The 11769-nt window shown below is 73.4% G+C and carries 9 protein-coding genes; 5 read left to right on the top strand and 4 right to left on the bottom strand.

Annotated elements, in window-relative coordinates; translation table 11 throughout:
• Positions 1–759 (top strand): DNA primase small subunit domain-containing protein (locus tag AB0C69_RS27205; protein ID WP_360358054.1); only part of this gene is annotated, 759 nt, incomplete at its 5' end.
• Between the two features lie 182 nt (positions 760–941).
• On the opposite strand, the gene AB0C69_RS27200 is transcribed toward AB0C69_RS27205, so the two are convergent.
• Positions 942–2882 (bottom strand): Xaa-Pro dipeptidyl-peptidase, encoded by a 1941-nt coding sequence (locus AB0C69_RS27200; protein WP_360358052.1) that lies wholly within the window; start codon positions 2880–2882, stop codon positions 942–944.
• A 164-nt stretch (positions 2883–3046) separates the two neighbouring features.
• Between AB0C69_RS27200 and AB0C69_RS27195 the strand changes: the two genes are divergently transcribed.
• Entirely contained in the window at positions 3047–3322 is a 276-nt protein-coding gene (locus AB0C69_RS27195) for a DUF4236 domain-containing protein (RefSeq protein WP_353833890.1), read from the top strand.
• Here the strand turns inward: AB0C69_RS27195 and leuA are convergent.
• Positions 3309–4985, bottom strand: a complete 1677-nt coding sequence (gene leuA / locus AB0C69_RS27190; protein ID WP_360358056.1) for a 2-isopropylmalate synthase — start codon at positions 4983–4985, stop codon at positions 3309–3311. The genes AB0C69_RS27195 and leuA overlap by 14 nt on opposite strands.
• Positions 4986–5287: 302 nt before the next feature.
• On the opposite strand from leuA, the gene AB0C69_RS27185 reads away from it, so the two are divergent.
• Entirely contained in the window at positions 5288–5995 is a 708-nt protein-coding gene (locus AB0C69_RS27185) for an FCD domain-containing protein (RefSeq protein WP_345177263.1), read from the top strand.
• Here the strand turns inward: AB0C69_RS27185 and AB0C69_RS27180 are convergent.
• Positions 5978–8389 (bottom strand): ATP-binding domain-containing protein, encoded by a 2412-nt coding sequence (locus AB0C69_RS27180; RefSeq protein WP_360358049.1) that lies wholly within the window; start codon positions 8387–8389, stop codon positions 5978–5980. The genes AB0C69_RS27185 and AB0C69_RS27180 overlap by 18 nt on opposite strands.
• A gap of 219 nt (positions 8390–8608) precedes the next feature.
• Here AB0C69_RS27180 and AB0C69_RS27175 point away from each other — a divergent pair, with 219 nt between their 5' ends.
• Positions 8609–10300 (top strand): alkaline phosphatase D family protein, encoded by a 1692-nt coding sequence (locus AB0C69_RS27175; RefSeq protein ID WP_345177258.1) that lies wholly within the window; start codon positions 8609–8611, stop codon positions 10298–10300.
• A gap of 61 nt (positions 10301–10361) precedes the next feature.
• On the opposite strand, the gene AB0C69_RS27170 is transcribed toward AB0C69_RS27175, so the two are convergent.
• Positions 10362–11453: an ATP-dependent DNA ligase gene (locus AB0C69_RS27170; protein WP_360358047.1), complete on the bottom strand. Its 1092-nt coding sequence runs from the start codon at positions 11451–11453 to the stop codon at positions 10362–10364.
• Between the two features lie 63 nt (positions 11454–11516).
• On the opposite strand from AB0C69_RS27170, the gene AB0C69_RS27165 reads away from it, so the two are divergent.
• Positions 11517–11769, top strand: a 253-nt coding sequence (locus AB0C69_RS27165; RefSeq protein WP_360358045.1) for a dihydrofolate reductase family protein, incomplete at its 3' end; no start/stop codon positions are given.

Here is an 11769-nt window from a genome sequence, read left to right as displayed (position 1 = left end):
ATCGCCTTCCCCAGCGGCCGCTCCGCCGACGAGGTCTGCCCGACCGAGGTCGCCGTGATCGCCTGGGCGGCCAATCTCGGGACGCTGACCTTCCACCCGTGGCCCGTCCGCAAGGGCGACGTCGACCATCCGGACGAGCTGCGCATCGACCTCGACCCGCAGCCCGGCACCGACTTCTCCGACGCCGTCCGCGTGGCGCTGGGCCCGGCCCGCGACCTGCTGTCGGAGCTGGGCTACACCGGGTACGTCAAGACGTCCGGCAAGGGCGGCGTGCACATCTACGTCCGCATCGAGCCGCGCTGGACGTTCACCGAGGTCCGCCGGGCCGCCCTCGCCTTCGGCCGCGAGGTGGAGCGCCGCGCCCCCGCCGAGGTCACCACGCGGTGGTGGAAGGAGGAGCGGGGCGAGCAGGTCTTCATCGACTTCAACCAGAACGCGCGCGACCGCACGATCGCGTCGGCCTACAGCGTCCGGCCGGCCCCGCACGCGCCGGTGTCGGCGCCCGTGACCTGGGACGAGCTTCCCGACGTCGACCCGCACGACTTCACCATCGCCACGATGCCGGCCCGCTTCGCCGAGGTGGGCGACCTGCACGCCGCGATCGACGACGCGTCCTTCTCCCTCGACGCCCTGCTCGACATGGCCGACCGCGACGAGAAGGACCACGGCCTCGGCGACATGCCGTACCCGCCGAACTACCCGAAGATGCCGGGGGAGCCCAAGCGCGTCCAGCCCAGCAAGGACACCGACAACCACTAGGGAATCTCCGCCGCACGGCTCCGAGCATCTGACGGGCCCGGCCACCGGCTTCGTCCTCCGGCGAAGGGCTGACCGATCGTCTTCACCTGCTCGGCGCCGCGAGAGCGCCGCGTTGTGACGGGCGTGAGGCCCGCCGCCTCGGTGGCGGCGGGCCTCACGGCAGGGGTCGGCGTGTCAGGGGATCAGTAGAGCTTGCGCTCCTGGACGGGCAGGCTGACCTCGGACGGGCCGCGCCACGTGGTCGCGCTGCGCGGCGGGGCGACCAGCGTCTCCACGTCCTCCCCGGCCGCGACGACCGGGACGGAGACGGAGCTGCCGCGCAGGTCGACCGTCACCTGGGCGCCGGTGGGCGTGTCGAAGTTGTAGTCCGCGTCCGTCCCGGCGAGGACGAGCGCCAGCCGGTGTCCCTTCTTCAGCAGGTACTCCTGGCTGAGCGTCTGCCAGGAGACGGTGTAGTAGCGGCCGGACCTCAGCGGCTCGGGCCGGCTCAGCGACCGGTGGTTCTGGGCGTCGAGCCATCCCCGGGCGACGACGTTGACCGGTGACGTGACCGTTGTGACCTCTGTCTGCCGGTAGCAGGCGTCGTCGGCGGGCGTGCTCTCACCGTGGCAGTCCTCGGTGGTCAGGGTCCGGATGCCGGAGCCCGCGCCGAGGTAGTTCACGCGGGTGTCCTCGCCGTAGTCGACGAGCAGCGCGGTGAGGTTCGCGGTCGGCTTGTCCAGCTTGATCCTCAGCCGGGCGTCCGGGGTGCCGGACAGGCGGCCGGTCTTCGGCAGGGGCGCCGACACGAACGCCGTCCGGTAGGGCCGCGCCGCCGTGGGATCGGCGACCATCGCCTCCTCCGGGTATCCCGCGCCCTCGGGGCCGGCGGCGTCGGTGAAGGAGGCGGTCGCGCCCGCCGCAGCCGGCTTCAGGCCCAGGGAGCCGTCCGCGCCGGGGCGCAGGACGACGCCGCGCGCGTCGCGGGACGGCCAGTCCCGCTGGGTGATCCACTGGTCCGGTCCGACCTCGATGTCGGCGCGCGGCTCGCTCATGATGCCGTTGGGCACCTTCTGCAGTTCGTGGTCGAACCACCGGTGCAGGGTCGCCACCCACGCGTCCCGCCGGGTGTCGAACGGGTCGACGTGGCCGCGCTGCGACAGCCAGACCTTGCGCTGGACGCCGCGCCGCGCGAGGGCGCTCCACCACTTGGCGAAGTGGTCGTCCTTCACGTTCAGGTCGTTGACGCCGTGGGCGGCGAAGACGCTCGCGTGGACGCGGGAGGCCCGCGCGATCGTCCCGTCCCGGTAGTCGGCGGTCTTCCAGTAGGCGTTGTAGTTGCCGGTCGCGTCGTCCTCGCCCTCGTCCAGTTCCGCGTTGACGGCCGCGCACTTGGCGGGCGGGTCGGTGTCGACGTAGTCGGCGAGCCACGGCTGCTCGTCGTCGGTGTACTTCACGCCGTTCATCCGGCTGTAGTCGTACCAGCTGCTGATCGCCGAGATGGGGACGATCGTCTCCAGCCCCTCGACGCCGGTGGCCGCCACGCCGTTGGCGAGCGTCCCGTCGTAGGACTTGCCGATCATGCCGGTGCGGCCGGTCGTCCAGGTCGCCTTCACGGGGCTGCCGTCCGGCCGGTAGGCGCGGGCGCGCCCGTTGAGCCAGTCGACCACGGCCTTGCCGCCGAGGACGTCGGTCGGGCCGCCGCTGACCGGGCAGCCGTCGGAGCGGGTCGTGCCGACCATGTCCACGGCGAGGAACGCGTACCCGCGCGGGACGAAGTAGTTGTCGTAGTAGAGCGGGAACTTCACCGGGTTCCCGTTCGCGTCGTAGGTCTTGCGCTCGCTCTCGTTGCCGCGCCCCGCGTTGTCGTAGTAGGGGCTCTCATCCATGATCACCGGCACCCGCAGACCGTGCTCGGTCTCCTTCGGCCGGATGATGTCCACGTTGACGCGGTCCTTCTTGCCGTCCCGGTCGCTGTCCACGCCGGACTCGACGTAGACGTGCTCGCGGATCGCGTCCTTGTAGGAGAAGACGGGCTGGGTGACCCCGTCCTTCACCACGATCTTGGGGGACGTCCCGGCCAGCGCCGTGGCGCCGCCGCCCGCGGCGGCGAGCGCCGCGCCGGTCAGCACGGCCGCCGTCATGGTCCGCCGGGTTCGTCTCAGGGATCGCCTGGCCAACCCGCACCTCCGTCTATGGAAACGATCTCCGACGGGCACAGGCTCCCCGGCCGGGGGCCGCGGGTAAAGGGCGGTGCGCGACGAAGACCGCCCGGATTTGGTCACGTCCTGCCCTTGCCCCGACAAAAATGTCCCTATTGCGGATTTCGGATGTCCGGGAAAGGGGCGCGGGGATGCCCGGCGCACCGGCCGGGCATCCCCGCCCCATGGGTTGGAGCTATCGGAAATCACTGAAGATGGGCCCGTTCCGCCTCAACTTCTCCAAGAAGGGCGTCGGGCACAGCGTCGGAGCGCGCGGAGCCCGCTACACCCGCTCGGCGGACGGGCGCCGTCACATGACGCTGCGCATCCCCGGAACCGGCCTGTCGTGGAGGCGGTCCCTGAAGTCGTCTAGCCGCTCTTAGCGCGGTTGACCGCGGACAGGACGGCCTCCACCGACGCGGTGAGCACGGACGTGTCGCGTCCCGCGCCCCAGCGGGTCACGCCGTCCACGCGGCACTCGGCGTAGGCGACGGCCGCGGCGTCGCGCCCGGTCCCGGCCGAGTGCTCGGCGTACCGCAGGACCTCCACCTCGATCCCGGCGGAGGCCAGCGCGCCGGTCAGGGCGTCCAGCGGGCCGTTGCCCGTGCCGGTGCGCTCGCGCCCGGCGCCGTCGACCCGGACCACGCCGGTGAACTCGTGCCGCCCCGGACCCGTGGGGGAGGTCCGCCACCCGGTCACCTGGACCGGTCCCGGCCGGTCCAGGTACTCGGCGCGGAACAGCTCCCACAGCTCGTCCGCGGTGACCTCCTCGCCGCTGCCGTCCGTCGCCCGCTGCACCACGCGCGAGAACTCGATCTGCAGGCGGCGCGGCAGGTCGAGGCCGTGCCCGGTGCGCAGCAGGTAGGAGACGCCGCCCTTCCCGGACTGGCTGTTGACCCGGATCACCGCCTCGTACCCGCGCCCGACGTCGGCGGGGTCGACCGGCAGGTACGGCACGTCCCACGGCAGCCGCTCCGGCGGCACGCCCCGCTCCGCGGCGAGGCGCGCGTGGCGCGCCATGCCCTTGGCGATCGCGTCCTGGTGGGTGCCGGAGAACGCCGTGTACACGAGGTCGCCGCCGTACGGGTGCCGCTCGTGGACGGGCAGCCGGTTGCAGTGCTCGACCGTCCGCCGGATCTCGTCGATGTCGGAGAAGTCGATCCGCGGGTCGACGCCCTGCGCGTGCAGGTTCAGCGCCAGCGTGACCAGGTCGACGTTGCCCGTCCGCTCCCCGTTGCCGAAGAGGCAGCCCTCGATCCGCTGCGCGCCGGCCAGCAGCGCCAGCTCGGCGCACGCGACGCCCGTCCCGCGGTCGTTGTGCGGGTGGACCGACAGGATGACCGCGTCCCGCCTGGCCAGGTTGCGGTGCATGTACTCGATCTGGTCGGCGTACACGTTCGGGGTGGCGATCTCGACCGTGGCCGGCAGGTTCAGGATCACCGGCCGGTCGGGGGAGGCGTCCCAGAGCGCGGTGACCGCGTCGCACACCTCCAGCGCGTAGTCGGGCTCGGTGACGTTGAAGGTCTCGGGGGAGAACTCGAACCGCACGCCCGGCCCCGCGAGCCGCGCCACGTCGGCCGCCCCGTCCAGGACCAGCCGCCGCACCCCGTCCCGGCCGGACCCGAGCACGACGTCGCGCCACACCGGCCCCGTCGCCGTGTACAGGTGGACGACGGCCCTCGGCAGCCCCGCGACGGAGGCGAACGTCCGCTCGATCAGCTCCGTGCGCGCGGGCGTGAACACGACGGGCGTCACGTCGTCGGGCACGCCGGTCTCGGCCAGGTGCCGGACGAAGTCGAAGTCGGTCCGGCTGGCCGAGGGGTAGCCGACCTCGATCTCCTTGAAGCCCATCGCCACGAGCAGGTCGAACATGCGGCGCTTGCGGGCGGTGTCCATGGGCTCGGCCAGCGCCTGGTTGCCGTCCCGCAGGTCGACGGGCACCCACAGGGGCGCGCTCTCGACGCGCCTGGACGGCCAGGTCCGCTCGACGTCCGGCACGGGCGACGGCACGCGCTCGTGGACGGACCGGTACCGGTGGAACGGCATGGAGCTGCCGCGCTGGGGGTTCCAGAAGGGCGCGCCGTCCGCCACCGGGCCGGACGGGGTGCGCAGGGTGGGAAAGCGCGTGGGCGTGCTGGGGGAGGTCATGGGCCTGTTCCTCGTTCGATCGCCGGACGACCGGCAGCACCGGACCCCGCGGCGGGGTGCCGGTCAGGATCAGGCCCCGCCGCGGCGACCGAGAAGAAGGCCCTGCCACGACACGCCGCCAGCCAACCACACCTCAGCTCCTCAGACAAGCTGAGGTGGCCCTACCCTGGAGGCCCGCCGCCGTCCCCGGAGGACTCCCGATGCCGCTCGGCCCGCTCCGTCCCAGCCCGCTCGTCGAGCAGGCCGCGCAGCGCCTGCGCGACCAGATCGCCGCCGGGGCCTGGCCGGTCGGGACGCGGCTGCCCGGCGAGACGACCCTCGCCAGGGAGCTGGGCGTGGGCCGCTCCACCGTCCGCGAGGCCCTGCGCGCCCTGGCCGGGGCCGGTCTCGTGCAGGCCCGGCAGGGCGCGGGCGTCTTCGTCACCGCGACCGAGCCGGCCGAGGACTGGCCCGCCCGGCTCCGCCGCGCCTCGGTCGCCGACGTCTACGAGATCCGCGCCATGCTGGAGGTCCGCGCCGCCGAGCTGGCCGCCGAGCGCCGCACGCCGGACGACCTGGGCGCCCTCGACCGGGCGCTCGCCGACCGCGACGCGGCCCTGGCCGGCGAAGGCGCCGGCCCCGGCGTCGAGGCGTTCATCGACGCCGACATCGCCCTGCACACCGCCGTCGTGGCCGCCGCGCACAACCCGGTCCTCGCCGACCTGTACGCCGGGTTCGTGCCCGTCCTGCGCGACGGCCTGCTCGACCTCGCCGCCCTGGTGGACGTCCGCGCGGCCGACGACGCCCACGGCCGGGCGGCCCACGCCGCCCTGGTCGAGGCCGTCCGCGCCCGGGATCCGGCGGCCGCGAGCGCCGTCATCAGGGCCGAGCTCGACCGGACCCTGGCCGGCCTACTCCAGGGCGGATAGCAGGGGCGGCAGGTCGCCGTCGTGGACGACCGTCAGGCGGCGCGTGGCCCGGGTGAGGGCGACGTAGAGGTCCTGGCCGCCCTTGGCGGACTCGGCGAGGATCCCGGCCGGGTCGACGACGACGACCGAGTCGAACTCCAGGCCCTTGGCCTCCTCGGCGGTGAGGACGACCACGGGCGAGTCGAGGGCCTCGGGGGTGGCGCCGACGGCGGCGTCCGGGAGGGCCCGCAGCACGCCGGCGTGGCGCGCCGCCGAGGTGATGACGGCGAGGCGGCCCTCCTTGAAGGCGCCGCCGATGTCCTCGCCGCCGGTCACGAGGACGAGCTCCGAGCGCACGAGGGACGGCAGCTCGTCGACCGGCATCGCGACCGCGGCGGGCGGCGGCCCGTCGTCGCGGACGGGTTCGGGCGGCGTCTGGTCCGGGGCGACGGCGGCCAGGACGTCCGCGGCGACCTTCATGATGGCGGCCGGGGTGCGGTAGTTGACCATGAGCCGCTGCTCGCGCCACCGGCCCGGGACGTAGCGGTCGAGCATCTGGCCCCACGAGGCCGCGCCCGCCGCGCTGCCCGTCTGGGCGATGTCGCCGACCACCGTGAGGGAGCGCGTCGGGACGCGCCGCATCACGGTCCGCCACGCCATCTCCGAGAGCTCCTGCGCCTCGTCCACGATGACGTGGCCGTAGGCCCATTCGCGGTCGGCCTTGGCGCGCTGGGCGGTGGTGAGGCGCGGGCCGCCGTCGTGGTGGCGCTCGGCCAGCTCGCTCGCGGAGATCAGGTCGCTGGCCAGGATCATCTCGGTGCCGTCCGTGGTCTGCATGACCTCGCGGGCGTAGCGCTCCTCCTCGGCGAGCCTGGCCTGCGCGGCCCTCGCGCGGGCCTTGTCGGCGGAGTCGTCCCTGCCGAGGAGTTCGGCGGCCTCGTCCAGCAGGGGGACGTCGGAGACCGTCCACGGCGAGCCCGGCGGGCGGTGCAGGAGCTCCCGCTCGTCGGGGGACAGGCCGGCCTCGGCGCCCACGCGCGCCACCGCCTCGGGGGAGCCGTAGAGGTCGCCGAGGAGCCGCTCGGGGGTCAGGTCGGGCCACAGATCGTCAAGAGCGGACCGGACGCCCGGGTCCTGCCAGAGGGCCTCCTTGGCCAGGCGGAGGTCCGTCTCGTCCAGGAGGGGCTCGTCCTCGGCCTCGTCGATCAGCTCCTGGAGCCAGCCGGGCAGCCCGCCGGACTTCGCCATCTCCTCGAGGGGCTCGTCCATGATGCGGTCGAACTGCTCGGCCCGGTCGAAGGCGAGCGCCTCCAGCATGTCGTGGACGAAGCGGCGGCGCTGGAGGTTGTGCGGGGCGCGCAGGGCGCGGGCGCGGTCACGGATCCGCTCGCACTTGTCGGCATCCACCACCAGCGTGAGGCCGTCGGCCTCGACGCGCAGCCCTCCGGCCGGGACGCGCTGCCGGTCGCGGACGGCGGCCTCCACGAGGCCCGCCATCCGCAGGTCGCCCTTGAGGACGGCGGCCGCGGGCGTCTCGGCGGCGGTCGCCTTGAGCCCCGGGTACAGCTCGCCGACCGTGGCCAGCGCCACGTCCGTCTCGCCCAGGCCGGGCAGCACCTGCTCGATGTAGCGCAGGAACGTGGCGTTCGGGCCCACGATGAGGACGCCGCGCCGCTCCAGGACGTCGCGGTGCGTGTAGAGCAGGTAGGCGGCCCGGTGCAGGGCGGCGACCGTCTTGCCCGTGCCGGGCCCGCCCTGGACGACCAGGACCCCTTGGAGGCCGGAGCGGATGACCTGGTCCTGCTCCTCCTGGATGGTGGCGACGACGTCGCTCATCCGGCCCGTCCTGCCGCGGCGGAGGGTGGAGAGCAGGGCCGCCTCGCCGACGATGCCGCCGCGCTCGGACTCGTCCAGGCCGTCCAGGTCGAACACCTCGTCGTCCAGCCGGACGACCTCCCGGTGGCGCAGGTGGAGGTGGCGGCGGCGGGCGAGCGTGCCGGGCGCCCCCGGCGTGGCGGTGTAGAACGGCCGGGCCGCCGCGGCGCGCCAGTCGATCAGGAGGGGCTCGTGGTCCTCGTCGCGCAGGCCGATGCGGCCGATGTAGAAGGTGTCGCCGGGGCCGTCGGCGTCGGCGCGGTGGTCGATGCGGCCGAAGCACAGGCCGTGCTCGACGGCGTTCAGCTGGACCAGCCGCCGGGCCGCCTCGTCCGTGGCGATGGCGCTCTCGACCCGCGCCTGGAACGCGGCGCCGCCGCCCGCCGCCGGCCCCTCGCGCAGCGCGGTCGCGGTCCTGTCGCGCTCGGCGTCGAGCCGCGCGTACACGCGGGACACGTAGTCCTGCTCGACGCGCACGGCGGTCGTCGCCGCCCTCTCATCCCGTTCGGGGTTGACAGTGTCCGCTTGACGATGTCCCATGCCCCGGCTACACTCCTATTCATAGGGTGGAGTATCTGTATGCGCATTTGCGACTCAGCAGTCTAGCACCCTTTCCGCGCTCCGCGTGATCTTCTAGCGCCCTCCAAAAGATCGTCTGTGTTGTGGCGGGCGTCATCCGCGCGGAACCCCCTGGACATCGATCTTCGTGAGGCTGTCGGCGAGCAGCACTGCCGGACCCCTCCGAAAGGTCACCTCTCCATGGCCGACTCCGCCCGCCCGCTGAACCGGCGCGCCTTCCTCGCCTCCAGCGGGCTCGCCACCAGCGGACTCCTCACCGCCGTCGCCGTGACCGGCGTACCCGGCACCGCCCACGCGGCCCCCCGGGGCCGCGCCCTGCCCGCCGACCCGTTCACCCTCGGCGTCGCCTCCGGCGACCCCGAACCCGACGGGTTCGTCCTCTGGACCCGCCTGGCCCTGGACCCGCACGCCGAGGACGGCCTCGGCGGCATGCCCGCCCGCACCGTCCCCGTCCGCTGGGAGGTCTCCTCCGACTCCCGGTTCCGCCGCATCGACCGGCGCGGCACCGCCGCCGCCCGCCCCGACGCCGCCCACTCCGTCCACGTCGAGCTGAACGGCCTGCGCCCCGGCCGCGACTACTGGTACCGGTTCCGCGTGGACGGCCACGTCTCCCCGGTCGGGCGGACGCGCACCGCCCCCCACCCGGCCACCTTCGGCCCCGCCCTCGCCATGGCCTTCGTGTCGTGCTCGCAGTTCGAGCACGGCTACTTCACCGCGTACCGGCGGCTGGCCGAGGAGAATCCCGACCTCGTCCTGCACCTCGGCGACTACCAGTACGAGTACAAGAAGGGCGTCTACACGATCCCGGGCGGCAACGTCCGCGACCACGAGGGCCCCGAGACGGTCAGGCTGGCGGACTACCGCCTGCGGCACGCCCAGTACAAGACCGACCGCGACCTCCAGGCCGCGCACCAGGCCGCCCCATGGCTCGTCGTGTTCGACGACCACGAGGTCGAGAACAACTGGGCCGGCTACGTCCCCGAGGAAGGCTCCGACACGCCCTCCTACGACGACTTCCGCGCCCGCCGCGCCGCCGCGTTCAAGGCGTACTACGAGAACATGCCGCTGCGCCGGCGGTCCGTTCCCGCGGGCCCCGACATGCAGGTCTACCGGCGGGTGCGGTGGGGCCGGCTGGCCAACTTCCACATGCTCGACACCCGCCAGTTCCGCGACGACCAGGGCTGCGGCGACGGCTACAAGGACTGCCCCGCCGCCACCGACCCCAAGCGCTCCATCACCGGCGCCGAGCAGGAGAAGTGGCTGCTCGACGGCTTCCGCCGCTCCACCGCCCGGTGGGACGTCCTCGGCCAGCAGGTCTTCTTCGCCCAGCGCGACAACACCGCCGGGCCCGTCAAGAAGACCTCGATGGACTCCTGGGACGGCTACGCCGCCTCCCGCGACCGGATCACCAAGGGCTGGCTGGACGCCGGGGTCCGCAACCCCGTCGTGCTCACCGGCGACGTCCACGCCCACTGGGCCAGCGACCTGAAGGCCGACTACGACGACCCGGACTCCAGGACGGTCGGCTCGGAACTGGTGTGCACCTCCATCACCAGCACCGGCGACGGCAAGGACTCCAACCCCGCCGACCACCCCTACCTCAAGATCAACCCCCATCTGCGCTTCTACAACAACCAGCGCGGCTACGTGCTGACGAGGATCGACAAGGAGGAGATGAGGGCCGACTTCAAGACGCTCCCGACCGTCCGGACCCCGGGCGCCGACATCTCCACCAAGGCGACGTTCGTCATCGAGGACCGCGTCCCCGGCGTCAACCAGGCCTACCTGCGGCCCTACGCCTCGGCGAAGGCGGCGGCGCAGCCGGACCAGGACCTGATCCGGCAGACCGTCCGGAACGAGACCCAGCCCTGAGGACCGGACGGCCGGGACGCGCGCAGCGTCCCGGCCGTCCCCGGCGCCGGGGCGTCAGCCCTCAGCGGTCCACGCGGGGGCTCGTCGCCGGACCGCCGAAGATGTCGTCGAGGTCGTAGGCCACCGGCACCTCCAGCTGGGCGTAGGTGCAGGAGTCCGGCGTCCGGTCGGGGCGCCAGTTCCGGAACCGCGCGGTGTGCCGGAACCGGTCGCCCTCCATCGCCTCGTACGCCACCTCGACCACCAGCTCCGGACGCAGCGGGACCCAGCTGAGGTCCTTCTTGCCCGTCCATCGGGAGATCGCCCCGGGCATGCGGTCGACGGTCGCCTCCGTCTGGCTGGCCCACTCGGCCCACGGGTGCTGGGACAGGTCCTCCAGCCGGTAGGGCTGCAACTCCTCGACCAGTTCGGCGCGGCGCTTCATCGTGAACGACGCCGCGACGCCGACGTGCTGGAGATTGCCGTCGGTGTTGTAGAGCCCGAGCAGCAGCGACCCCACGATGGGCCCCGACTTGTGCCAGCGGAAGCCCGCCACCACGCAGTCGGCCGTCCGCTCGTGCTTGACCTTGAACAGCACGCGCTTGTCGGGCTCGTACGGGGTGTCGCGCGGTTTGGCGATGACGCCGTCCAGCCCGGCGCCCTCGAACTCGTCGAACCAGCGCAGCGCCAGCTCGTAGGAGTCGGACGCGGGCGTGACGTGGATCGGCGCCTTCGCCCCGGCCAGGGTGTCGACGAGCCGCTGCCGCCGCTCGCCGAGCGGCACCTCCATCAGCGACTCGTCACCGAGGGCGAGCAGGTCGAAGGCCACGAACGACGCCGGAGTCTGCTCCGACAGGAGCTTGACCCGGGAGGCGGCCGGGTGGATGCGCTGCTGGAGGGCGTCGAAGTCGAGGCGCGTCCCCCGGGGCAGCACGATCTCGCCGTCCACCACGCACCGCTCGGGCAGCTCGCGCCGCACCGCCTCGACCAGTTCGGGGAAGTAGCGGGTGAGCGGCTTCTCGCCGCGGCTGGACAGCTCCACCTCGTCGCCGTCGCGGAAGACGATGCAGCGGAACCCGTCCCACTTCGGCTCGTACAGCAGGTCGCCCTTGGGCATGGTCTTGACGGCCTTGGCCAGCATCGGCGGCAGCGGCGGGCTGATCGGCAGGTCCATCCCCCCATCTTGCGCCCCCGCACCGACAAAAGGGCGCCCCGGGGGTCCGATAACGTGCAGGTCATGCGCCGTCTGCTGCCCGAGCCCGCCGCCGCCGGCGTCGATCCCTACGAGGTCTACGGAGACCTGCCGCGCCTGCGGCTCGGCATGGTCATGAGCGCGGACGGGTCCGTCACCGACGCCGAGGGCTGGACCGACGGCCTCGGCGGCGCCGCCGACTTCCGCGTCTTCCGGACCCTGCGCGCCCTGGCCGGCGCGATCCTCGTCGGCGCCGGGACCGTCCGCACCGGACGCCTCGGCCCCGCGCGCCTGCGCC

The sequence above is a fragment of the Actinomadura sp. NPDC048032 genome (assembly GCF_040653175.1).
GTDB lineage: Bacteria > Actinomycetota > Actinomycetes > Streptosporangiales > Streptosporangiaceae > Spirillospora > Spirillospora verrucosospora.
Note: the sequence above shows the minus strand (reverse complement) of the source record. Positions and strands in the feature narration are given on the sequence as shown.

Bases quoted from the DNA above. Each gene is read 5' to 3' on its own strand.
- AB0C69_RS27195 (WP_353833890.1), top strand. From the start codon at position 3,047: ATGTCCCTATTGCGGATTTCGGATGTCCGGGAAAGGGGCGCGGGGATG.
- AB0C69_RS27180 (WP_360358049.1), bottom strand. From the start codon at position 8,389: ATGGGACATCGTCAAGCGGACACTGTCAACCCCGAACGGGATGAGAGG.
- AB0C69_RS27170 (WP_360358047.1), bottom strand. From the start codon at position 11,453: ATGGACCTGCCGATCAGCCCGCCGCTGCCGCCGATGCTGGCCAAGGCC.
- AB0C69_RS27200 (WP_360358052.1), bottom strand. From the start codon at position 2,882: ATGACGGCGGCCGTGCTGACCGGCGCGGCGCTCGCCGCCGCGGGCGGC.
- AB0C69_RS27185 (WP_345177263.1), top strand. From the start codon at position 5,288: ATGCCGCTCGGCCCGCTCCGTCCCAGCCCGCTCGTCGAGCAGGCCGCG.
- leuA (WP_360358056.1), bottom strand. From the start codon at position 4,985: ATGCCGTTCCACCGGTACCGGTCCGTCCACGAGCGCGTGCCGTCGCCC.
- AB0C69_RS27175 (WP_345177258.1), top strand. From the start codon at position 8,609: ATGGCCGACTCCGCCCGCCCGCTGAACCGGCGCGCCTTCCTCGCCTCC.